Here is a 22,883-nt window from a genome sequence, read left to right on the forward strand (position 1 = left end):
CGGGAGATGGATGTTGTCGATTTGTTATCGTTTTTGAGGCAAAACAAAAAAGCCAGCAATCAAAGTGCTGGCTTTAAATCTGTTATCGCTTGGGATCACCAGCGATTCTTTTGGCGACGGCGAGGTCTAGGGAGATAGGCAATGATAACGCCTAAGATTAATCCGATACCTGCGATCATCCCGCCTTGCTTGAGCTGTTCGAAACGCTGATTATTTTGTATCTGAGCCAATTCACGCACAGCGCTATCACGTTCGTTGCTAGCGGTAGAAAGTTGCTCTTCAGCACTGGCAAGCTGTGAACGTAGTTGACGAATGGTTTGGTCACTACTATTGGTTTGTGCGATAAGCTCGTCGAGTTCGGCCTGAACTGTCTCTAGCTTAGTCTCCACTTCAGGAAGCTGCACCCTAAAGCTCTTGTCTCTAGAGACGAGCTTGCCATCAATCCAGCCTTCACGGCCCTTATGGTCAATAATTTTAACGTAATCATCTTGAGTCTCACCTAGATAGGTGATGGGCTGGCCAGCTTCGACACTGCCTAAGATACGGTACTGAGTGCCAGGGCCTCCATGGAGGAAGGTGAAGACGTTATCCGAAATATATCGGGTTTGCTCAGCTGCCAAAAGAGTGGGTGACAGCAACATCAGTGCAACGATAGATAGTAGTCTTAACACTTTGAGTTCTCTTCAACGAAATATTGCCACATGCTAGGGATTTAGACACAATTTTGCAAGGGTTAGTTAAATTGAACCTAGGATAACAAAGCTATCTCAAACAGGCCTTTATACTGATTGGTATTATCCCTCTCATTGCGTTGTATTGGTAATAGGTTGACTACAGAGCTTGGTATCAAGCGCCTGAAACAAAAAAGGAAGCCGTTTGGCTTCCTTTTTAGATGCATCTCTATATTAAGGTGGATTATCCGAAGATACCCTTAATCATAAAGAAGAACACGATAGACAGTGCAGCACCAGCTGGTAGTGTGACTACCCAAGATACGACGATGTTACGTACAACGCCAATATTGATAGCAGCAATACCGCGAGCCATACCCACACCTAATACCGCACCGACTAAGGTTTGTGTAGTAGAGATAGGAAGACCTGTACCCGATGCAATAACAACGGTAGAAGCTGCTGCTAGTTCGGCGGCAAAACCACGGCTAGGTGTCAGGTGAGTGATGTTCTTACCAATGGTTTGCATTACGCGCTTACCAAAGATAGCTAGACCCATCACGATACCGACGGCACCAAGAGGTAGGATCCACCAAACAAGCGGTGCTTTGCTGCTGATCTCTCCGCCACTGTTAACAACCGATACAACCGCTGCTAGGGGCCCAATGGCGTTAGCAACATCGTTGGAACCGTGAGCGAATGCCATACAACATGCTGTCACAACCATTAAGATAGCGAACACTTTCTCAACGTTACCAAATTGGGTTTGACGGTCGGCTTTGTCGCTCATTTTTAGGCGCTTGATGGCAACCATGCCAGCTAAGCCAACTAGCACTGCAATAGCAATAGCTAGAGCATAGGCTTCCACGTTAGTAAAGTGAAGACCAACGTGTTTTAGACCTTTCTTGATGGTAACCAGTGACATAACAAAGCCAGCGAGTGCCATATAGAAAGGGACATAACGTTTAGCATTTTCGAGAGGCTTATCGGTATTGAAAATCAGCTTTTGCACACTTTGGAATATCATAAAGGCGATAAAACCAGAGATAGCGGGTGTGACAATCCATGAGCCAACAATACCAAATACTTTACCCCAAGCGACAGAGTCTGCGCTCACACCAACAGAGGCGAAACCAACGATTGCACCTACGATAGAGTGTGTTGTCGATACAGGCCAGCCTAATGCTGAAGCTACGACTAGCCAGATACCTGCAGCAAGAAGAGAGGCAATCATACCGTATACCAGCAGTTCTGGAGAGTCGATGAAGTAAGCCGAATCGATGATCCCTTTACGGATCGTACTCGTTACTTCACCACCTGCTAGATAAGCACCGGCAAATTCGAAGATCATTGCAATAATGATCGCTTGTTTAATAGTAATAGCGTTAGAACCCACAGAGGTTCCCATAGCATTAGCGACATCGTTCGCGCCAATCCCCCACGCCATTAAAAATCCAAATGCGGCTGCAATAGCAATAAGCCATGGCCCATTGGTGACTAATACATCAACCATGTTGATACCTTGATAACTTGTGTTTTAGACGCGAGCTAACATTAGCTCTAGGCGGGAACCGACGCGCTCAGCAAGATCTGCTAAGTCTCCAACCCACTCAATTATCTTATAGAGGAACATCACATCGATAGGATTTAGCTCATTTTCAATGCTAAATAACTGACGACGGATCTTGATTTGTAGATCATCGGTATCTTCCTCGATCTGGTCGAGTTCACCGATCATTTTAGCGACAAGATCAACCTCACGTCCGCGAAAACCAGTTTCAAGTAGGTCATCGAGTTCGTTAATGGCTTGCTTTGCCTGCGCAACCGCGTCTAAACAACGCTGTAGATATGCAGAAAAAGGCTCTTGTATTGCTTCAGGGACAAGTAGTTGACGGCCAATGATTCGGCCTGAAATGTCTTTCGCTTTATTAGCGATCTTATCTTGCTGGGTAAGTAGCTCCAGTAAGTCAGTTCTTTCAACTGGCATAAATAAGCCACCAGGCAGAGTCAGACGGATCTCTCTTTTGAGTTCATCTGCTTCTCTTTCCGCTTGGCTGATTTGCTTGCGAAGTTGAACAGCTTTGTCCCAGTCTCCTGCGACAGTAGCTTCAAAAAATGGCACTAGAATCGACGCACAATCGTGCACTTTATCTATGTGTTCTTGTAACGGTTTTATTGGCGATTTTGCAAACACGCCCAAAATAGAGTTTACTGGCATTGCCGTGTACCTATTTAGGTTATTCCACTGTTGGAAAATGCGGGCGCATGTTAACCCAAGCGTCCGCGTATTGAAACTGTGTTTTTATATAAAAACTCACAGTTTTTATTCTAACGAGTTATATATAAACTTCAAAGCGTAATCCTAAAGGGTGTTTATTACAGCAATATTACACTATGACTGTTTGATTAAATTATAATTAAACTTTCATGACACATTCTGATTGGTTAATCAAAAAGTGAGCAATTGGCGAATGGAAGCCGAAATAGAACTTAAATTATTTTTCCCCGAAAAAGCACGAGAAGCCTTGGTATCACTGTTAGATAGTCTACCTCATAGTGAGCCAAAAGGATCAAAACATCTTAGTAATAGTTACTTCGATACCCCCGACTTGCAACTACGTCACTGGGACATGGGATTGCGAATTCGAGGCTGTGACGCTTGTTTTGAGCAAACAATAAAGACGGCGGGGACTGTAGTCGGCGGAGTTCATTCCCGGCCCGAATATAATATTGATATTGATCAAGCAAAGGTCAATTTATCGCTTTTCCCTGAACAAATTTGGCCAAGCGGCGCAAATATTGAGCAGGTTGAGCAGCAATTACAGTCGCTGTTTGAGACCGATTTTACTCGGATGAAATGGCATATTTACCTGCAAGATAGCTTAGTCGAAGTGGCACTCGATATCGGCACAGTCTCTGCAAATGGGATGATCGAACCGATTTGTGAGCTCGAATTTGAACTACTCGCGGGGGACACTCAGGCGTTATTAACTCTTGCTGAAGGCGTCGCTAAACAGATCCCCACTAGACTCGGACGAGCTAGCAAGGCCGAGCGAGGTTATCGTCTTGCCGCGATGGCGAGTCCGTTGCAATTAGAGGCATTGGAGTTTATTAAATTAGGTGAGGTTAATAGTCTAAAACAAGCATTTATCACCTTGCTAAGTACCGGGATCGAACGTTGGCAGTTACTCGAATCTATGCTTCTAGACGCTACAGATTGTCTTGAGCAATTGCCACTACTGAGCTATCGACTTCGAGCATGCGCACGTCTGATCCGCTGTTCATTGTCCCAGTTTGATCTGTTGGATGCAGAGCTAAACCAAGAGTTTGATTGTATTGAGCGCCATCTTGAATATGTCGAGTCTGGGCTGAGCTTAACCGAGCTCCTTGATAATGATGCTGCTTTACTTGCTAGTTTACCCCAAGCACAGCAGATAGCTATTGCCGCGAATCAAGGCTTAGTGGGATTAAATATGCCTAGTGCGATAGATGCCATGCTCGCTGATATTTGTTATGGCCATCTGCAACTCAAACTGGTGAATCTCTTGTTCGAGGTTAAGGCGGGTAAAATTAATCTCGATGTTGGCATGGGGCTGCAACATTTTGCAAATAAGATGCAGGAAGCATCTTGGCAACGTATTACGCAAATGATGCCCTCACAGGCCAACCTTAACAGTGAAGATTATCAGTCATTTGCGAGGGCACTCGATGAAAGCATCTTTGTGGGAGTCGCTTACGGTGAGCTTTATGATGGCAAGGCTAGAGATCAGTTTCGAGCGCCGTGGCGTGATTTAGTGCTGGGGATTAGAACCTTAGCCGCATATAGAAGTTTGAATCAGCTAAGTAACAAGCTCAATATCGATCTTCAAGATTGGCTAGAAAATAAGGAGCATAGTTTGTTATTTGCGATGGAACACTCGAGACGTTCGGCTCTCAAAGCTCAGCCTTATTGGTAGACGAGGTTCCCATTAAAGCCCTGACTAAGTGCACTTCTCAGGGCTTTTCTGTTTTATTGGCTTTATTTCTCATTTACTTGTTGTTTTAATTCGGCAATTTGTTGCAGAAGAGCTTGTTGGTTTAGTTCCATTCTCGCCAATGCGAGTTCGATTTCGCTGCGTATCTCCTGATTTTGGACTTCTATTTTTTCGTTTTCATCGGGAGCAATAAAGATCGATGCCATATAGCCCGAAATGACCCCAAAGAAACTGACGCCACAGACAATCACGATCCCGCCAATAAAGTGTCCGACGGTAGTGACTGGGTAGTAGTCGCCGTAACCAACCGTTGAAATAGTCACCAGCGCCCACCAGATTGCATTCTCTGCGGTGTGGATGTTAGCGCCCGGCTCGCCACTTTCGACAATTAGAATTAACACAGAGGCAAAGGTTAATATGGTGACCATAGCGACTAATAGGCTGGCTAATGTCGCTTGACGCCGCTGCTTCATCATAGGAACCAAAATTGAGCGGGTCATTCTTATTAATCTAATGACGCGTAATATCTGGAACAGACGCGCCATTCTGAGCGGTTCGACGGCGGGAATACTGGCAATAAGGTCGATCCAGTTATGCTTGATGTATTCGAGTTTACTGTCGGCGCGGAATAAGTTGATCAAGAAATAGCTGATGAAAATGGTACAGATGCTGGTATCGACAAACAGGAGTACTCGACGGGTTTCACTGTCTAGTTTGGCGAAGGTTAGCATCAGCACTATGATCACGGAGATCAGTGATAACACCATCATCGCCAATTGAAATGGCGTTGGCGCCTGATTGATTGGAAGCAACCAACGCTTCTTTTCTGCCATAAAATAATCCCTTAGCTTTGGCCAAATCGAGTTTTGACTCTTTGTCAGTGGTTTCGATTAATCAGTTTATTCTTTTCCATCCACAAAATGAACCAAGTCATCGAGTACTCTGCGCTTTATTTCCAGTTGTTCACTCGCATCGAGTTGGTATTTCTCGGCCAGTTTTTCATAGTCATCTAGGCTTAATGAGACGGTGAGACGGGGCCGTTTGGGGCGTTTAGTGACCGATAGCCCAAGGATGGCACGTATTTGATCCGACGGAGAGACGCCTGAATCGAGTGCTGCTTTACGGATAGAATATTGAAATTTTTCATCAAGATCGAAGGCGACTTGAGTTGCTTTAGCGGCCTTTTGATTTTGCAGCCATTGCTCTGGAAGTGGATTTTTGCTTTTAGTCATTAACTCACCTTAGGTCATATCGCCTATCGATTATTCATACGCATAATGTCCCCTGTTTAACATTATGCCCCGTCTGTTGTTATGCCTTACCTGGCCAGTATTCGCGGATATCACTTAAGGGGCGATATAGTGTCAGCATTACATCGGTTTCGCCACCCTCATAGACTTCGACTTCAACGGCAAAGCGCTCTTCATCATCGAGTAGTTGATAGCTTTCAAACTGATCGCCAGTTGCACCGCTTTCATCTTGTGGTGGACGTTGGCCTCGGTAGTCTTGACGGTGAAAATAACCGAACTGGGCAAAATTTATTTGATGGTATTGTGCTGCTAACCAAGGTTCAAGTTGCTCGACAACCGGCGTTTGCACCGTGAGATGAGCCTGAACATCTTCTTCAAAGATATCACTAAAGGCGTCGAGATCGAATAGCTGCTCTACCTGTGCTCGATTGATCTTCAGAGAAAAGCCCAGATAAGTTTCATCGTCCTCATCGAGTGATAAAAACAGGGTGTCATTGCCATGGCCTTTTAATACCCACTCAGTGATTTGTTTGCGCTCAAACTCATAGGTATTAACGGCTTCGACTCGCAGCTGTTGGCCACGTAGCTGCACGGGTAGGGCAAAGCTATCGTCCATCGATATCATGTCACCTACTTGCAGGTGATTGGGGTGATTTAGTTGTCGTGGCGGTGGTGCTTTTTTACCAAAAAGCCCTTTCAAGAATCCCATGAAATACTCCTAACGCTGAAGGTGATGGCTAAAAAGCACCTGTAGGCTAGGCCTAGAGGTGCTTTTTTAAATAGGCTAACTCGTTTACTTACGAGCTTTAAGGCGCTCTAACACAGCATTAGCATTAGATTTCTGCTCGCCTATCCCAGCTTCTGCTAATTTTGCGTGCAGCGATTTATCACTGTTCTCTTCAGCTAGTGTCTCAGAGGCTTTGAGGCGGTCATCAAACTGCTGCTGACGAGCCTTGATGCGCTCTAGAGAGTCTTTAGCATTGAGCAGTTTTGAGTTGCTGCTGGCAAATGAGTCTGTGATCGTTGCGGTTGCCTTTTGTACGCTCTCGGTGGTTTTAACCATAGAAAGTTGACGTTGGTAATCCGCTAGTTGGCGCTCTGTTTTACGCACGAGTTCTTTAAGACGAGTAGCATGAGCGCTGAAGCTATCATTTGCAGTCTGCTGCTCTGCGAGTTCCTGATCTAGCATGGCAATCTTTTCTGCCACTTCTAATGCCAAGACTTCATTCTCTTTTTCAAGTGCTTGTGTAGCATAACCTTCATGCTCAGAGATAGAACGCTTTAGGCGGTCGACTTCTCGGCTAGCCTGCATCTCTTTCGCCATCACGTCGGTAAGTTCGCGTTTGGCTTTGGTGAGATGTTTCTCTGCATCACGGATCTCTTGTTCGAAAATACGAGTAGAGTTGGCATCGACGATACTTTGACCAACCTCGGTTGCACCACCGCGAAACGCGGTTAAAATCTTATTTAGAATGCCCATAATGAGACTCCTTTACAGTGTAACGGCTAGCTAAAGCACTGGTGCTTAGGTCACCATCACATGATTTAATTTGGTTAATAGTTAGTTTAAGAAATCAGCGAGTTCATCGATAACTTCTAGACAGTTATCGGATAACACAGATAACTCTTGCTCAATTTCAAGCATGCTCGATTGCACTGACAGAGCGCCATAAACCACATATTTGTCGTCAATCTTTGCAAAAGATGACAGTGGCATTGGAATGTTTAGCTCTAACATGGTTTCGAACATCTCACTGCGACGTTCTTGGTTAACTTCATCTTCGCCCCAAAGGTAACTAATACACAGCACTTGGTTTTCCGTTACCGATACAAACAGTGGGATCTCTTCACGTCCTATAATATTGACCTGCAATACTTCAACATCACCGTCAATGGGATAGCAATCAAACTGAAAGCCTGTCTGGCTGTTGTCACCAAGAGCGTTGAGGTGGTTTGCAATATTGTGAATGTTCATATTTGTCCTCTATGACATATTATGTCTGCGGTTAAAGATAGCACTGCGACATAATATGTCAAGTGCTATTTTGCTATTCAAAATGCGTCAGGTTTTCACTTTCAGACCAAGCCTGCTGATGGTAACGATACAGTTGCGTTGAGCCTATTGTGTTGATCTTTACCTCATCAGCTTGATCGTAATAATTGCCAGGAAATTCGAAGCTACCCTTAATCAGCCCTGGTGTCAGCCAATTTTCGTTAATCGACAGCCTAGTTAATGTTTGTAGACGTTGCTTGGCATCTTTGCCTGAAATAGTTGCAATACTCCAGCCCCACTCACCAAAACTCGGCACGTTGTGATGGTATTGCTGTACATTAAAGCCGGCACTCGCGAGGGTTTTACCTACAGAAATAAAGGCTTTAGGAGCATGGTAAGGGGAGGTTGACTGGACCGTTAGCGCGCCGTCCGCACTCAAGAGTTCCTTGAGCTTACGGTAGAACATGTCTGAATAGAGTTTGTTGAGATCGGGATGACTGGGATCGGGAAGATCCACAATAATGGCATCAAACTTGTCGCCACGCTTTATCAGTTTGTCCGCACCATTAAAGGCATCATCGAAGATCAACTCTAGCCGTTTATCGTTAAGAGCATTATCGTTGAGTTGGGCTAGTGCATGGGAAAGTCTGGTTGGCATCTGTTGATCGCCAGACTTAAATAGTTTAACTAGATCCGCATCGAGATCCATCAGGGTTACATGCTCTGGCTGCCACTTAAGCACTTGCCTTAGCCCTAGGCCGTCTCCGCCACCTATGATCAAAATATTGTTGTGTCTTGCACTCGCTTCGAGTGTCGGGTGGACCAAAAACGAGTGATAGATGTGCTCATCTTGACTGGCAAACTGTAAACGGCCATTGATATAGAGTGAATAAACCGGTGCTAGATTATTACCCCGTACACGCTCGGTAAAGGTGAGTTGCTGAAAACGGGTTGATTTGGCGAAAATTACTTTGTCTTTGTAGAGCAGATTATTGAATTGCTGTTCCCATTGTGGCCCGTGTGTCGCTAAAATCAGCAGAACCACACTGGCAATGAGATGCCCTGTTAGTAATATTTTTACATGACGAATTTTATGCCAAAAGCGCCAAATAAAAATAAAGCCTGCCAATAGATTAAAACTTGCCGTCAGTGCTGCCGCCAGCTGAATATCGATGGCAAGCATGAGTGTCACCCAGATCGCTGCCCCAATCCCGGCACCTATATAGTCGGCGCCATAAATAGTCCCTGCGTTATGTAACAGATGCTCTTCACACAGGGATTGTCTCACCCTGGCGATGAGCGGAATTTCCATCCCTATCATTAAGCCCAACAATATCCCCCAGAAATAGGGTAAGTACTCACTCAGTTTTTGAAGTGTGCCAATAAAGCCACCCTGAGGCAGTTGGTCGGGTGGCAGCCCTATGGTGCTGGCGATAATCATCGGCAGTTGTTGGCCAAAACCAATCACGGCGGCGGTGATCAGAATCGCCAAGGCGCCACACAGGGCTACGCTGAGTTCTAATATGGCAAATCCTGTAAAGGCACAGCGGATTTTACGGGCAGCAAATGCGCCAATCCCCATGGACACAATCATCAGGCCTATCATGGTGTAGATAGCGGCTTCTAATGCGCCAAGTACACGACCAGCGTAATGGGAGAGTAGGTATTCGTATATCAGACCACAGGCAGCTAATACGGCCATAATGCCAAGCAGGAGGAGATCATCGAACCAGGTTAGTTTTTTAGCGCCAACAGAGGTTGGCGCTGGAGAATGAGTTGATTGCATTAAATCCTTTAAAGCGCGAGCTGTTAGATCATTAGACTGGTGAGAATAAGTGCAATTGCCACGCTAATGGCGAGTTCTACCGTCGCAATACCAATATTGTGTTGCTGTTCTACTTCGGCCGCTAAATTAATGTTGGCAAGTACTAACTTTTTCACTAACGCTTGAAGTAATGATAGTGCCACTAACATGATCACCGAGAATAACAACCAACCCATAATATTGCCTAGATAAGCCTCTGGCGCAAAAATGATGAAATGGCTCGCCGCGTTAAAGCTTAATGCCATCGCCAGCATATAACCGCTATGGCGGATTGCGACTGCGGTATGACCTTCGGCAAGTGCTTGTTGCATCGAAGCATTCTGGTTACGTTTAGCGTAGCCCTTTTCACGCATTCTCGTCAGCAGTACCAACATCAACTGAGAGATAGCAAAGGCGCTAAAGATAGCGATAAAGGTATCTATGGTGAGGTCTTCAACCCAGATGAGTACCGCGCGAATGATTATCGCCGTGGCAATTGCAGCGGTTGCATCGACTATCGCGACAGAGACGTTACCTTTTAGGATAAGCGCGTTTTTATCTATCTCATTAAGGGCTACTTTGTCATGTAGTCGGCGGCCAAACTTAATTAAGACTAGTCCAAAAATACCATAGGCACTCATGCCTATCGCCTCGGTTAAATAAGATTGAGCCGCTTCACCCGTTATTGCACCTGTTAGCACAATACCTAAGCCTGCCACAGCCCCAGCAGTACTTATCCCAAAGGCGAAATTATCTCGCTCAGCGAGTTCGTGAGTACTATTAACTTTGACGCTCCAACCTTGCAGGTAACGCATTGCTGTTAATAGCACTATCGCAATTGCAAGATCGATACAGAGTATGATTGCTAGCTCTTGTGTGATGCCGAAGTTTTGAAAAATTGTCATCTCGATTTCCTGTTTATTTGCCTCGACGGACACCGCGAGTCGTGCGACTTCCTGAATTTCTAAAATTACTATTCTTTGAATAGTTTGAACGGAACTTACTGCCACCCGTAGCCTTGCCTACAGTATTGGCCTTCGGCACACTGCTACTTTGACGAGAAAGGCTAGTAGAGCCCGTCCGTGATTTAGCATAAGGGCTGTCAAAACGCTTACCTTGATTAGCAAACTGCTTCTTGGTGCGCTCAAATGTTTGATTCTGTGCACTCGCCTGTTTTGGTGAGGTATAACGATAGCGACCGACGTCGTTGTAGTAACTATAGTTACGGCGGCTAGACCAACGGTCGTAATAGATTGGGCCCCGTATGACGTTCGAAAACATCGAATACATGCCATACCACGCCCAAAATGACATGCCATTGGATCCAGTTTGCCAGCCACCATAGGCGGGATTACCGACCAATTGGCTACCAGCACCAAAATCTTCGGCGCCATTGGCGAGTACGGCGGCCTCTCGGCTAATAGAGTTGACCCGCGCCAAGGCCCCATCAGACATATCGGCGACAACGTTAACGGGATCGGAGAGCATGTCGTTAAACAGGCTTGGGTCGGCAGCTTGGTAGAGATTATTTGCCTCGTCGAGTTGTTGATCGAGATCGACGAAATTATTGCCATTGCCAAGTTCGCTCAAACGGCGCTTTAGCGAGGTATACATGGGTCCCTTGCTGGTGCCATCTTTGGCTAACTCATTGAGCAGGGGAACCAGATCGGTTTTTTGACCTTCGAGTATATTGGTGTATTGCTTGAGGAGGTTGGCGTTGCGGATCTCGCCATTGTCCAACATCTGACCTAAGGTGTTGATACGTTCCTGAGATAATTGCTGAAATTTTGCGATTTTTTCAGGCCTATCATCACCACAACCCGTTAAGGATATGAGTAATATCAGGGTGACAACTCGCATTAGCATCACTGCCATGTGTTCTCCATAAAATTTAGTTTAGATTGAGACTGATAATGGATGATCAGTTAATCACTTCTTTGCATAATATCGCGATTAGATGGATTATAGTAACCCTTAAGCGTGATCAATTAATTATCTATCGCTGTTTGATCACGGCCCAGTGCCGAGATGATCACCGCTTAGTTTCAATTGACACATATCTATATCATTCAAGACATATTATGTCGACCGTTTAAATGTTAGGGATTGTTTGGGCTATGGAAAATATTCGAGATCAAGTGTTACCCCAAGTAGTCAATCAAGCTGCTGAGCAGCACTGGCAGCGTCTTATTGATGTGTGGCCTGATATGCCCGAACAACTGACGACAACGCAAGAGATAGAGTTGCGGAAGATCATGGGGCTTAGCGAATTCGTTGCGGAGCAATTATGTCGCCATCCCAACTGGATCATGTCATTTTTTGAAGGCCAACTTCAACTGTTGGAACGGTCCACATTTTCATCTGAGCTGGGATCTCTGCTCGGTGGCGCAAGTGATGAAGATCAGGCGAAAGCGATATTACGTCGCTATCGAAATCGGCAGATGGTGCGTTTGGCTTGGCGTGATTTTCTCGGATATAGCGATCTCAATGAATCATTATTAGATCTCTCGGCATTAGCCGAAGCCCTCATCATCGCTGGGCGTGATTGGCTCTACGGCCAGATGTGCCAGCAATATGGTACCCCTTGTGATAGCGACGGTAATCCACAACCGTTAATGATTCTTGGCATGGGAAAGCTGGGGGGGCGCGAGCTTAACTTCTCCTCCGATATCGATCTCATTTTTACGTTTCCTGAGCATGGTGAAACGGTCGGTGGTCGCCGCTCTCAAGATAACCAGCAGTTCTTTATTCGCATGGGGCAGCGTTTGGTTAATCTATTGCATCAAGTTACGGTCGATGGGTTTGTCTACCGCGTCGATATGCGCCTGCGGCCCTATGGCGAAAGTGGCCCATTAGTGGTGAGTTTTAGCGGTCTTGAAGATTATTACCAAGAGCAGGGACGAGATTGGGAGCGTTATGCCATGGTTAAGGCTCGAGCATTAGGGCCTTGGAATGCGTTCTCCGATGAGTTACACGATATGCTGCGCCCGTTTGTTTACCGACGTTATATCGATTTTTCGGCTATCGAATCCCTGCGTAAGATGAAGCAACTTATTACTCAGGAAGTAAGACGTCGTCAGCTAACCGATAACATTAAGCTGGGGGCGGGCGGGATCCGTGAGGTTGAATTTGTGGTGCAAAGTTTTCAGCTGATTCGAGGGGGAAGAGAGCCCGCGCTGAGGCAGCAGAGCCTATTTGCGGCGATTGATACTCTCTACAGTCTTGGCCAGTTGGAATACCTCGCAGTCGATGAGCTTAAGCACAGTTATCTCCTCCTTCGGCGTGTCGAAAACCTGCTGCAAGCCATTGGTGATAATCAGACCCAAACCTTGCCCCATCATCAGTTAGATTGGCAACGACTCTGTTTTGCTATGGGAATGGCGGGGGAGGCCGAGTTACGCACTCATATTGAAGATGCGATGAGTAAAATACATCGCTATTTTAGAGAAACCGTGGGGGGTCATGATAATGATGAGATCAGTGATCTGTGGACCCAGCAATTGTGGAATTTGCAAGATGATGAAGATGCTGTCAGCCTGATGGCAGAGCAAAGTATCGAAGATCAAGATCTGTGGCCTGCACTCAAAAATTGGCGGGACACGGTAGCCAAACGAACGATTGGGCCGCGGGGGCGCGATACCTTAGATAAATTGATGCCGCTGCTATTGCAGGAATTTACCCATCTGCCTCATCCTTCTAAGGCATTTGCACCGGTATCTAAGGTGTTAGATCAAATTCTGACTCGTACCACCTATTTAGAACTCCTGTTTGAAAACCCTGGCGCGCGGCAACAACTGGTGAGCTTGTGCCTTGCCAGCCCATGGATTGGTGAGCAGCTGGCGAAGTTTCCCATGTTGCTCGATGAACTTATCGATCCCGCCCAGCTTTATGATACGACCTCTCTCGATGACTACCCGAGTGAACTACGCCAATATCTACTGCGCGTCCCCGAAGAGGATATGGAGCAGCAGATGGAGGCGCTGCGCCAGTTTAAGTTATCTCAACAGTTAAAAATTGCCGCCGCCGATGTCACAGGCGTCTTGCCTGTGATGCAGGTGAGCGATCATTTAACTTTCTTAGCGGAAGCCATTATTGAACAGGTGGTGGCACAAGCATGGCAACAAGTCAGCGCGCGTCATGGCGTACCAAGTTATCTCGACGCCGGCGACATGGGTTTTGCCGTCATCGGTTACGGTAAAGCTGGAGGTATTGAACTAGGTTATGGCTCAGATCTTGATTTGGTTTTTTTGCACGATTATAACCGCGAAAAATACCCAAATAGCATAGAAACCAATGGGGATAGACCGATAGATATTGGTCACTTTTATCTCAAGTTAGCCCAACGTGTGTTGCATCTATTTTCGACTCGCACCACCTCGGGTGAACTCTATGAAGTCGACATGCGTTTACGTCCATCGGGTGCCTCTGGCTTATTAGTCAGTGAAATTGAATATTTTGGAACTTATCAAAAAGAGGAGGCGTGGACATGGGAGCATCAAGCATTGGTGCGAGCGCGATTCCTATTTGGCGACAATGCGCTGGCGGCCCGATTTAGTCAGCTAAGGGCTGAAGTATTAGCGACTAAAAGAGATACAGTACAGCTGGCAAAAGAGGTACGAGAGATGCGTCAGAAGATGCGAGCGCATTTACTGAAAGTCGATGAAGGTTATTTCGATTTAAAACAGAGTGCTGGAGGCATTGCCGATATCGAATTCATTGCGCAATATTTGGTGCTCGCTAATACTCACGCGCATCCAGAGTTGGCTATCTGGTCCGACAATGTCCGTATTTTCGAGGTGCTATCTGAGCTTGAACTCTTACCTCATCTGAGTGCACAGCATTTGACGCAGGCTTATTGTTATCTTCGTGATGAGAACCATCATCTTACCCTACAACAACAAATCGGCATACTTCCGATAGAAATGGTGGAGTTGCATACCCTGAGAGTGTTGGATATTTATGAGCAGATCTTGGGCAGTTAGCAACAGGTTGATTTAGTCTCAGTCTGCTACACTCAAATTAATCTGTGTTTAGCGGTATATTCATGTGACAATATTGAGACTCTTGTTCCTCTATTTGGTTTGTTTATACTCCAGCTTTGGGACTGTTGCGTTAGCTAACAACTTGTCCCAACTCACTTATTTTACCGAATCCTATCCACCTTATAACTACCGAGAAAATAATCAATTTACGGGGATCTCTGTCGACCTGCTCGATGCTGCGATTACTAAATCTGCACCTGAATTCGATCGCACCCAGATCCAACTTGTACCTTGGGCTCGAGGTTATAAACTGACCCGAGTGGGTAAAGATACGGTACTATTTTCTACTACACGGACGGCCTATCGTGAGCCAGTGTTTGAATGGGTTGGCCCAATAGCCGCCACAAAAATCGTGCTGTTTGCGGCGAAAGATAGACAGCTAAAAATTACCAAACAGAGCGATCTGGAACAATATAACATTGGCGCGATCAGAGATGATATTGGCGAGCAGTCATTGCTCGCCATTGGGATAAGTAAAAGTAAGATACGTCGAGCACATGATGCGACTTCTTTGGCGCAAATGCTTGAACGCAACCGTATCGATCTGTGGGCATATGATGAGGTCGTCGGTCGGTGGCTGCTCAAAAATGGAGGGTTGAACACGGATAAGTTTGAAGTAGTGTATGTACTAAAAGAGAGTCAGCTCTATTATGCTTTTAGTCGCGATAGCGATCCGTTATTACGCCAACAACTGCAACAAGGCATAGATAAGGTTAAAACCAATGTGCAAGCGAATGGCTGTACCGAATATGAAAACATCGTAAACAAGTACCGTTAGCTCTATTCATGTTTTAAAGCCCCTTATGTACTAACGAACTCAGTCTCTAATTATTCCTATGTATAAGCAGTTTTCCACTTGGGTTTAGTGCTGTCCGTACAGAGAGTTGTAGGGTAATGGTGACGCACACGCTCAGGACCACAAAGATAGCCAATAAGATTATCAGTTGATATTTAATGGCCACCATAGGGTCGCTACCGCCGAGAATTTGACCTGTCATCATTCCTGGCAGAGTCACTAATCCCGTGGTTGTCATAGATGCTAATATCGGCGCAAAAGATTGTTTCATGGCCGATTGTACAAAGGGCTGTGATGCTTGCTTTGGCCTCGCGCCTAAGGCTAAAGCGGCTTCATATTCACTTCGATTATCTTCTAGTGAAGTGAATAAGCGTTGCAGTGCTACAATATTGCCATTGAGGCTATTGCCAAGAAGCATTCCAGCTAACGGGATTAGGTATTGCGCGCTATACAGTGGCGTTGGTTTGAGCAGCCACAACAGTAAAATGGCTAATATTGGCAGCAGCGCGACACATAAACTGACCATCATAGGTGCAAACAGCGTTTTAGGTGGCAATTTGGCTCCCGATAACACCGCGCTTGCGCCGATCATGATCATCGCACTGAGCCAAATCAAGTTGAGCCAACTGTTATTAAGATTGAACAAGAATTGCAGATAGAGGCCGACCAATAGCAGTTGTAATGTCATCCGAACTACTGCGATGACGACCTCTTTGGTGATCGCTAGTTGGAAATGCCTGCCGATTGTTAAGGGTATTAGCGTCAGTAGCATGAATAAGCTTAAGTCAATCCAACTGATATCAATCGTGGCTTGCATACTAAACCCTCTTAATGAATTCGCTTATGGGGTGACTAGCTCAGAGTTTCGCTGATACGGTTACCGGCCGAATCGAGACCGAGATATTCCTTTGATTGCATCTCAATTAGACGACTGATGGTGCGCTTAAATTCAAATGCTAATGCGCCAGGCGTATAAAGTTCAGTCAGGGGAAGTGCAGCATGGAGATAAAGCGCGACGCCTTGATCATAAAGCTCATCAATCAGGGCGATAAAACGTCTGGCTGGATCATCATTGGCGGCATAATTTAATTGCCGCTCGCCAGCTTGAGTGGCGACAGCGCCATCTTCGGTGCCACGGGCTCTGATCCACGAGCGTGGGCGACCGCCTAAAGGGGGAATGTCGCTGATTAGTATGGTGCGATAACGACTGGCTAACTGAATGTAATCCAGTTGAGATCTTGGTCCTTCACATAGCGCATCGAAATTTGCCCATAAAAGATTATCACAATGTTTTATTACCGGAATATCTCGTCCTAATATGGTGATGGGCTGGGTTTCAACTTTAACGTTATTTCGAAGTCGGTGAAATAGCGATTCAAAATCAACATGGGCGTCGTGGAAATAGGTTTGTTGTTCGTTGAGCTGTTGCAGTCTGTGGTCGACATGACCGTCGAGATGATAAGAGTCTGTGTACTTAAGTAACAACGCGATAGTAGGCATAAACCGATCCCGAGCGAGACCATTTTCATAGAGTTTGTCTATCGGGGTATTTGAGGTGGCAACCAAGGTGATCCCTTGCTTAAATAGTGCCTCAAAAAGTTTACCTAAAATCATCGCATCACCAATATCTGACACGAAAAACTCATCGAAGCAGATAATAGAACACTGGCTTGCAATACGTTGAGCGATGCGTGACAAGGGATCACGATGCCCCGTTTCATCTCGCATCTCATCGTGGATCCTCGCCATAAAACGATGAAAGTGCAGCCGAACGGCCATACCTTCAGGCAGGCTTTGGTAAAAGGTATCCATTAGCATGGTTTTCCCTCTGCCAACATCGCCCCAAAGGTAAAGCCCTTTAGGTTGATTCTGTTTACCTAAAAGCTGCTTATAGAGGCGATCTAATAGCTCGATCACTTCGATTTGGCTAGGATCATGAACAAAGCCGTTTTGGCGCTGCAGTAATTCGAAGTGCTGGCTTGGAGAGAGAGGCATAAACTTGCAAGGTGATTGGCTCAGAGTATGACTATGCTAGCATATTTGTACTGCAATAGGGGCGCCGAACGGGCGTTCGGCGCACATCTAAAGCTATATCAATCAGTATTACTTATTATCGGAGCGAAGTACCAGTTCGACACGGCGATTAAGCTGCTTGCCTGCATCGTTACTATTGTTTGCAACGGGGGCATATTCGCCAATCCCCTTGGCGGTGAGTTGTTGCTTGTTTATGCCGTGCTGACGAGTCAGTGCTTGCACTACTGCTTTAGCCCGCTTTTCCGATAACACTTGGTTGTAACTCTGCTTACCTTGGTCATCGGTGTGACCGATAACATAAAAGTCTTGCTTCGGGTGAGCCTTAAGATAACTTGCCACAATCGTTATCACTTCGGCGGCCTCTGGTAACATCTCATCGCTATCAAACTTAAACAATAGGCCGTCGAGTGCGACGTGACCAGTTTGCGCAATCTTGTCGGTTAGTCCTTCTAGATCAATAACTAATCTATCATCTACTAGGCTGGTTTCTTCAACGAGCTTAAGCTCGCTCCATAGGGCATTCTCGTAACCTATAATGTAGACCATGGCATGCACATTACCCTCTGGGCGAGCTAAGGTATAGAGAGAGTAAAACTGATTTTCATCTCGCCCGATATGTGCAAATGTTTTGATGCGTGGATGAATATTTCGTGATTGACCACATTCATTACCTTGGCAGTGAAATCCGCGCACAAAACCGAGTTTTTCTAACGCCGCCTTGTAATTGGCATTGACCTCATACTCAGAATAACCACGAGGAAGTTTGTAGTTTATATCGGTGATCTTACCTTCAAGGGTTTTGATTTTGTGTTGATCTTTATCGACGCCATCGAACACTAAGGTTTGGCCAAATCCTTGTTGTAGGTAATCATGGATATAGGCACCGGGTAGTCTGGCTATCATGGGATGATCGCTAGCGCCTTGTGTATCCTTGCTCGTTCTGTCTTTAAATGACTCTTGTTCTACCGCCGCACCGAGATAGGTTTGATTGGTTGTTAGCAGATCCAGTGGCTCATCGATTGCCTCGATAATGTCCAGTTGCAGCCCAGCACCATTGTGCCAATTAGCCGCATAGACTGAGAGGTAAACTTGTTTGTTTTTAAGGGGGAGCTTAGCCGTGAGTAGTGCCGGAGATTTTTTAGGAATATTGTGAAGCGGATTAACTTGTTTCGATAGTTTGTTCTTGTTACCACAAGCATCTCGCTGACACTCAAACAGTATGTTGCCTCCTAGCTTTATAATTTGCGCTTTATAGTTATTAACGGCATGGCTAGGGTCATAGCTGGTGGGAAGTTCATAATAGATGCGTTTTAGCTGTCCGGCATAAGTTTGAGTTTGATATTCCCCCTTATCAATACCTGAGATAAAGGCGAACGGAATATAATGACGAGTCTGTTTTTGATAAACCTGACTATCGGCAAGCGGTGCGAAGGGCAGTTGCTCTGGCTCTGCTTGAGCGCTGACGGCTAAAGTACAACATAGCGCTAATAACAGTTTTTTTATCATTGTATTTCCTTTTACTGTTTATGGGCTAAAGGCAATTGATTGTCTATGCCGCTTAGTTTCCCAGACCTAATTTGTTAAGGTTTAACTTTTGATGCTTAGCTGTTTGGGGCTGTGCAATTCGTTAACACTGTCAGCGATTTGTTGCCCTTGTCCACCTGTTGCATTAACGCCATCATCTCATTGGGGTTAAGTCCTTTATACATTAGGGCGACATTAGGCTGATGTGCTAAAGGGGCTAACCGCGAGCAATCTGTAATGTTCATGATCGAGATAGAGCTAGCTTGACTCTGTGCCAGTGCCTGCCAATCTTGAGTGTCGATATTTGACAGCGTCAGGTTGGCTGATAATCGGCTAATATCGCCAAATTTGGTTATCTGATTTCGCTCTAAGTTGAGCATCTCTAACTGCGCTAAGCTCGATAAGGGAGATAAATCAGTGAGCTTCCCGCCCATTAAACTGACTGTTTGCAGTTGTTTGAATTTTTGTAGGTCGTCAAGATTTACTGTGGATGACAGACGGCAGTTAAGCTGGGTAAGTTCATTGCTGTTAGTCAATTGAAGCTGCTTGGCGGTAGCTTTTATACAGCTTGCTATTTGTGGGTCGTTAAATGACATTGCATCGATGGAAAATGACGGCGAGCGGATCAGTGATATATCTAAGGTGACTCGCTCATTGTCGGTTTCGATAACACCGGTAATACGGGCTTGGTATGGCAGGCTTATATCTGCTGATGCTGCATCAGGCAGCTGTAACCGAAGTTGGTCATTAATACTGAGTTGATTGGTCAGCGTAAGTTGCTTGAGTTCAGAGATATCGCTGACTTCAAGAGTGCTAAGATCGTTAAAATAAGGGAGATCATTAGCCGTAAATTCATAGCTTAGCGTCAGTGTTTCAACTGACTTGTTCTGTAGCAGCAGTGCTTGAGGCTTTGGCTCAGGAGCTCTTGTTAGAGCCGTCTGCGACGTCGCGTTATCAAATTCATCTGTCGCCCCGTGTTGTATCAGTTTCTCAACCAGTTCAGTCTCGACACTCTGAACGTCTTCAACCAGAGAGGGGAGGGCCTCAGACAAATAGCAGAATTTAGATATCTCAAACATGTCTACAAGCATATTGACCTGAGTTTGACCAAGATTGAACGCCATTAATGCCGAGAACGCTTCGGCTTCATCTCGTGTTGTTAGCAGGGAGTCGATGTTATCGACATAGTCTTGCAGTTCAGTTGTAGTTTGTTGAAATTGCGCTAATTGCTCGGGTTGGTAGCAGTTATTGTCTTTGTCGATGTTTGCGAGAAAATGCTGATAATGAGGTAAATACTGGTTAGCGAGTGCTAACATTTGCTCGGCAGTCTGTGTCATGTCGCCAATGAATTCGCTTTGTAGCACGATTTTGGCGCTTTGAGTCTCGTCTAGCTTTTGTGATAACAGCTCCATTTGCCGAGCATGCTGTTTACTGAGTCTATGAGATTGCTCGACGATAGTGCTGGTATCTTGTTGGAAATTCAGGATGGCATCGCGGGTCGACATTGCGAGTAGCTCGCTGCTGTATGTGATCGCTGTGATAACAAGCACAATAGATATTACCGAGCTTAATTGTTTATCTGTGAAACTGCGGTAGAGTGCTAGTTTTAATAACCGCCTGATTGCCATTCGCTTCCCTGTTTATACAATCAATTTAACCTTGATTGACGACTCTCCATAAAAGTTGCCCACAAAGCTGATTTATAAAACCTGATTTATAAAACCTAGGCCACAAAAGATGGGCCATGAGATATTAATTCAGGGGGGAACAAGCCCCCTGATTGATCGTCAAGCCGAAATTTAGAAATATAAGTTATCGACTAACTTTTCATTGACGTATAACTCGCATTTATCGGCAGTGCTGCTCTTTGAAGACTGCACAACACTAGCGATGGCACCAAAGGCGCCGCCTTGATTACCTAACACCGAACCAAAGTAGCAGTGACTGCGTACAGCAAAATCTTTGTATTTTGCGTTTAAGTTCTGAGTTGGAGTGTAAGGAGGAAAACGGCCTTGCATAATGGGGTCGCCGTTTACGGTTAAGATCAAAATATTTTTCTTGTCATGATAGCTGCCGTTAAATTTGAGCACTGTACCATCGACTTCGACCGTTTTTTCGAGTGCCATACGAGGGCCTGGATCTGAAGCACAACCAGTAAGAATCGCGGCAAGTGCTAAGGCAGAAAGTGAAGCATATTTCATTTAAATAGTCCTTTATATCAAGAGTAAATCGTCCATCAAGGAGTGGATGTTAATCTAGACAAAAAAGCATCACAATGAGATGTAACCTTATTTGCTAAAAATAAAACTTTAGTTTTACGCACAGATCTTATCCTAAAGTTATGACCCGCTGTATTATCCTTTCGGGTGTATTTTGATTGGACGTTAGACTTATTCGCACCTTCCTTAGGCAAAAAAGTCCATGACCAATTGCCGTGCTGCGTTTTCATTGGATAGTCAAAAAAACGCAGCAGGTAAACAATGTGCTTAAGCGGGAAATACATCGCATTAAGGGTAATGACTTCACCGTTTTTTAGCTTAATATCACAAGCGGTAATATGATTGCGCACATGTAGACGATGCATTTGAGATTTATACTTTACCGTGAGGTGCTCAATGTCATCGCGTTGTAACTCCAACGTCCCCAACGGTTTTTTGATTATCGCATTAGCAGGAATGGCTAGACGCTGCTGGCTCACATAGCAACGTAATGTCCCACTAATACCGTAACGTCGCCTAACCAGCCAATACCGCCCTATTAAATAGACAGGTAATAATCCCACGTTGATTAATACTAATGCACGAGCAAGCTCAGTATTAGGGAAGTTAAGAGGTAACACAGCCAAACCGACCATCAAAATAAGCAATAACAGCGAAACACCTAAAGAAAGAGGGTAACCTATATTAGCGACATATAAACTCACATCACTCTGTGCATTAAAGTTACGCATCCCTTTAATGTGCAGGTTATAAAACCAAGATTTATCATCTAACTCTATTTTTTTAGCCATATTTACTTCTAATTATTTGCTCTTTCTATAAATTTACTCTTTATTCTCATAATAGTTTTACACTGACCATCGCAGAGATAAAACGACAACAAGTAAACAGAGGTTAATGTATGCCACATAATGCGAATAAGCGTTTAATGCATAAAACTGTGCCCCTTTCGGGGCGAGTTAAATTAATTACCAGTCGTAGGGCACTCTGTTGGCTCAGCTGCAGACTCATTCAGTAATACTAATGGTGCTGAAAGCTTAGATTTACTTTTACTGACAACACTAGAGCCACTTTTAACCGTTAGCTGATAAGTCTTATGTGTGTTAGGGCATAAATCTCGTCCAGATAACTCATCTCCGCTGACACTAATAACATCACCTGCAAACTCGATATAATAAGTTGCAATACCGTCATCAGCCCTAATACCCGTTAATTGTACAGTGTGATCACCATCATCTAATGCAACTGTTAATGGGCCCACATTTCGTTCTGGTTGGTTATTATCATACACCACCCGGTTATCCACACTGAGTTTAAACACATCATCGTTCAAATTACCGTTATCTCCAAAAGTAATAAGTACAGCTGCTGGACCGGAGAATGGATATTCATTGCTTAAACCACCAGCTACTTCAACTGTTACATAACCAGAGGCAACCCCACTAGGGAGAACAACCGTTAGTGAGTCAGTAGATGCAGATTTGACTGGGGCAGTTAGGCGTTGACCATTAAATATATAGCCACCCATAGTTAATGTGCATCAGAAACGACTTTCTACTAAGCTTTGAATGAGCAT

The 22,883-nt window shown here is 45.1% G+C and carries 21 protein-coding genes; 3 read left to right on the forward strand and 18 right to left on the reverse strand.

What is annotated here, in order from left to right:
• Positions 1-95 precede the first annotated feature (95 nt).
• The 3 genes from K0I73_RS03350 to K0I73_RS03360 all read right to left on the reverse strand — a co-directional run bounded on the left by K0I73_RS03350 (position 96) and on the right by K0I73_RS03360 (position 2,889).
• A complete protein-coding gene (locus tag K0I73_RS03350; RefSeq protein WP_258405278.1) occupies positions 96-671 on the reverse strand; it encodes a TIGR04211 family SH3 domain-containing protein in 576 nt (191 codons plus the stop codon).
• Positions 672-915: 244 nt separating this feature from the next.
• Positions 916-2,184, reverse strand: a complete 1,269-nt coding sequence (locus K0I73_RS03355) for an inorganic phosphate transporter (RefSeq protein ID WP_220063129.1) — start codon at positions 2,182-2,184, stop codon at positions 916-918.
• Between the two features lie 24 nt (positions 2,185-2,208).
• Positions 2,209-2,889 carry a TIGR00153 family protein gene (locus K0I73_RS03360; RefSeq protein ID WP_220063130.1) on the reverse strand — a complete coding sequence of 227 codons (681 nt, stop codon included), beginning with the start codon at positions 2,887-2,889 and terminating at the stop codon, positions 2,209-2,211.
• A 253-nt stretch (positions 2,890-3,142) separates the two neighbouring features.
• Between K0I73_RS03360 and K0I73_RS03365 the strand changes: the two genes are divergently transcribed.
• Complete coding sequence (locus K0I73_RS03365; protein ID WP_220063131.1) at positions 3,143-4,627, forward strand: CYTH domain-containing protein; 1,485 nt, start codon at positions 3,143-3,145, stop codon at positions 4,625-4,627.
• A 62-nt stretch (positions 4,628-4,689) separates the two neighbouring features.
• On the opposite strand, the gene K0I73_RS03370 is transcribed toward K0I73_RS03365, so the two are convergent.
• From K0I73_RS03370 to K0I73_RS03405, 8 genes are all read right to left on the reverse strand, one after another.
• A complete protein-coding gene (locus K0I73_RS03370) occupies positions 4,690-5,478 on the reverse strand; it encodes an ion transporter (protein WP_220063132.1) in 789 nt (262 codons plus the stop codon).
• 66 nt (positions 5,479-5,544) lie between these two features.
• Entirely contained in the window at positions 5,545-5,877 is a 333-nt protein-coding gene (locus K0I73_RS03375; RefSeq protein ID WP_220063133.1) for a hypothetical protein, read from the reverse strand.
• 79 nt (positions 5,878-5,956) lie between these two features.
• Positions 5,957-6,604 carry a DUF4178 domain-containing protein gene (locus K0I73_RS03380; protein WP_220063134.1) on the reverse strand — a complete coding sequence of 216 codons (648 nt, stop codon included), beginning with the start codon at positions 6,602-6,604 and terminating at the stop codon, positions 5,957-5,959.
• An 84-nt stretch (positions 6,605-6,688) separates the two neighbouring features.
• The gene (locus tag K0I73_RS03385) at positions 6,689-7,375 is read right to left on the reverse strand and encodes a PspA/IM30 family protein (protein ID WP_220063135.1); all 687 of its coding nucleotides are present in this window, start codon (positions 7,373-7,375) and stop codon (positions 6,689-6,691) included.
• 81 nt (positions 7,376-7,456) lie between these two features.
• Positions 7,457-7,870: a YjfI family protein gene (locus K0I73_RS03390; protein WP_220063136.1), complete on the reverse strand. Its 414-nt coding sequence runs from the start codon at positions 7,868-7,870 to the stop codon at positions 7,457-7,459.
• 73 nt (positions 7,871-7,943) lie between these two features.
• Positions 7,944-9,674 carry a polyamine aminopropyltransferase gene (locus K0I73_RS03395; protein WP_220063137.1) on the reverse strand — a complete coding sequence of 577 codons (1,731 nt, stop codon included), beginning with the start codon at positions 9,672-9,674 and terminating at the stop codon, positions 7,944-7,946.
• A gap of 23 nt (positions 9,675-9,697) precedes the next feature.
• The gene (locus tag K0I73_RS03400; RefSeq protein ID WP_220063138.1) at positions 9,698-10,597 is read right to left on the reverse strand and encodes a DUF350 domain-containing protein; all 900 of its coding nucleotides are present in this window, start codon (positions 10,595-10,597) and stop codon (positions 9,698-9,700) included.
• A 13-nt stretch (positions 10,598-10,610) separates the two neighbouring features.
• On the reverse strand, positions 10,611-11,567 hold the full coding sequence (locus tag K0I73_RS03405) for a hypothetical protein (protein WP_220063139.1): 957 nt from the start codon (positions 11,565-11,567) through the stop codon (positions 10,611-10,613).
• A gap of 242 nt (positions 11,568-11,809) precedes the next feature.
• On the opposite strand from K0I73_RS03405, the gene glnE reads away from it, so the two are divergent.
• Positions 11,810-14,674, forward strand: coding sequence for a bifunctional [glutamate--ammonia ligase]-adenylyl-L-tyrosine phosphorylase/[glutamate--ammonia-ligase] adenylyltransferase (gene glnE, locus K0I73_RS03410; protein ID WP_220063140.1), 2,865 nt, complete (start codon positions 11,810-11,812; stop codon positions 14,672-14,674).
• Between the two features lie 142 nt (positions 14,675-14,816).
• Positions 14,817-15,512, forward strand: a complete 696-nt coding sequence (locus K0I73_RS03415) for a substrate-binding periplasmic protein (RefSeq protein WP_258405279.1) — start codon at positions 14,817-14,819, stop codon at positions 15,510-15,512.
• A gap of 46 nt (positions 15,513-15,558) precedes the next feature.
• On the opposite strand, the gene K0I73_RS03420 is transcribed toward K0I73_RS03415, so the two are convergent.
• The 7 genes from K0I73_RS03420 to K0I73_RS03450 form a co-directional block, all read right to left on the reverse strand.
• Positions 15,559-16,347 carry an ABC transporter permease gene (locus K0I73_RS03420; RefSeq protein ID WP_220063142.1) on the reverse strand — a complete coding sequence of 263 codons (789 nt, stop codon included), beginning with the start codon at positions 16,345-16,347 and terminating at the stop codon, positions 15,559-15,561.
• A gap of 35 nt (positions 16,348-16,382) precedes the next feature.
• Positions 16,383-17,525 (reverse strand): cell division protein ZapE, encoded by a 1,143-nt coding sequence (zapE, locus tag K0I73_RS03425; RefSeq protein WP_220063143.1) that lies wholly within the window; start codon positions 17,523-17,525, stop codon positions 16,383-16,385.
• A 108-nt stretch (positions 17,526-17,633) separates the two neighbouring features.
• Positions 17,634-19,070, reverse strand: a complete 1,437-nt coding sequence (locus K0I73_RS03430) for an OmpA family protein (RefSeq protein WP_220063144.1) — start codon at positions 19,068-19,070, stop codon at positions 17,634-17,636.
• Between the two features lie 95 nt (positions 19,071-19,165).
• Positions 19,166-20,716: a leucine-rich repeat domain-containing protein gene (locus K0I73_RS03435; protein WP_220063145.1), complete on the reverse strand. Its 1,551-nt coding sequence runs from the start codon at positions 20,714-20,716 to the stop codon at positions 19,166-19,168.
• Positions 20,717-20,887: 171 nt separating this feature from the next.
• Positions 20,888-21,289, reverse strand: a complete 402-nt coding sequence (locus K0I73_RS03440; protein WP_220063146.1) for a hypothetical protein — start codon at positions 21,287-21,289, stop codon at positions 20,888-20,890.
• Positions 21,290-21,324: 35 nt separating this feature from the next.
• Entirely contained in the window at positions 21,325-22,098 is a 774-nt protein-coding gene (locus tag K0I73_RS03445; RefSeq protein ID WP_220063147.1) for a hypothetical protein, read from the reverse strand.
• 173 nt (positions 22,099-22,271) lie between these two features.
• Positions 22,272-22,835 (reverse strand): hypothetical protein, encoded by a 564-nt coding sequence (locus K0I73_RS03450; protein WP_258405280.1) that lies wholly within the window; start codon positions 22,833-22,835, stop codon positions 22,272-22,274.
• Positions 22,836-22,883: the final 48 nt, after the last annotated feature.

The organism is Shewanella mesophila (assembly GCF_019457515.1).
Classification (GTDB): Bacteria; Pseudomonadota; Gammaproteobacteria; order Enterobacterales; family Shewanellaceae; genus Shewanella; species Shewanella mesophila.

Bases quoted from the DNA above. Each gene is read 5' to 3' on its own strand.
- K0I73_RS03355 (WP_220063129.1), bottom strand. From the start codon at position 2,184: ATGGTTGATGTATTAGTCACCAATGGGCCATGGCTTATTGCTATTGCA.
- K0I73_RS03360 (WP_220063130.1), bottom strand. From the start codon at position 2,889: ATGCCAGTAAACTCTATTTTGGGCGTGTTTGCAAAATCGCCAATAAAA.
- K0I73_RS03365 (WP_220063131.1), top strand. From the start codon at position 3,143: ATGGAAGCCGAAATAGAACTTAAATTATTTTTCCCCGAAAAAGCACGA.
- K0I73_RS03370 (WP_220063132.1), bottom strand. From the start codon at position 5,478: ATGGCAGAAAAGAAGCGTTGGTTGCTTCCAATCAATCAGGCGCCAACG.
- K0I73_RS03375 (WP_220063133.1), bottom strand. From the start codon at position 5,877: ATGACTAAAAGCAAAAATCCACTTCCAGAGCAATGGCTGCAAAATCAA.
- K0I73_RS03380 (WP_220063134.1), bottom strand. From the start codon at position 6,604: ATGGGATTCTTGAAAGGGCTTTTTGGTAAAAAAGCACCACCGCCACGA.
- K0I73_RS03385 (WP_220063135.1), bottom strand. From the start codon at position 7,375: ATGGGCATTCTAAATAAGATTTTAACCGCGTTTCGCGGTGGTGCAACC.
- K0I73_RS03390 (WP_220063136.1), bottom strand. From the start codon at position 7,870: ATGAACATTCACAATATTGCAAACCACCTCAACGCTCTTGGTGACAAC.
- K0I73_RS03395 (WP_220063137.1), bottom strand. From the start codon at position 9,674: ATGCAATCAACTCATTCTCCAGCGCCAACCTCTGTTGGCGCTAAAAAA.
- K0I73_RS03400 (WP_220063138.1), bottom strand. From the start codon at position 10,597: ATGACAATTTTTCAAAACTTCGGCATCACACAAGAGCTAGCAATCATA.
- K0I73_RS03405 (WP_220063139.1), bottom strand. From the start codon at position 11,567: ATGGCAGTGATGCTAATGCGAGTTGTCACCCTGATATTACTCATATCC.
- glnE (WP_220063140.1), top strand. From the start codon at position 11,810: ATGGAAAATATTCGAGATCAAGTGTTACCCCAAGTAGTCAATCAAGCT.
- K0I73_RS03420 (WP_220063142.1), bottom strand. From the start codon at position 16,347: ATGCAAGCCACGATTGATATCAGTTGGATTGACTTAAGCTTATTCATG.
- zapE (WP_220063143.1), bottom strand. From the start codon at position 17,525: ATGCCTCTCTCTCCAAGCCAGCACTTCGAATTACTGCAGCGCCAAAAC.
- K0I73_RS03430 (WP_220063144.1), bottom strand. From the start codon at position 19,070: ATGATAAAAAAACTGTTATTAGCGCTATGTTGTACTTTAGCCGTCAGC.
- K0I73_RS03435 (WP_220063145.1), bottom strand. From the start codon at position 20,716: ATGGCAATCAGGCGGTTATTAAAACTAGCACTCTACCGCAGTTTCACA.
- K0I73_RS03440 (WP_220063146.1), bottom strand. From the start codon at position 21,289: ATGAAATATGCTTCACTTTCTGCCTTAGCACTTGCCGCGATTCTTACT.
- K0I73_RS03445 (WP_220063147.1), bottom strand. From the start codon at position 22,098: ATGGCTAAAAAAATAGAGTTAGATGATAAATCTTGGTTTTATAACCTG.
- K0I73_RS03450 (WP_258405280.1), bottom strand. From the start codon at position 22,835: ATGGGTGGCTATATATTTAATGGTCAACGCCTAACTGCCCCAGTCAAA.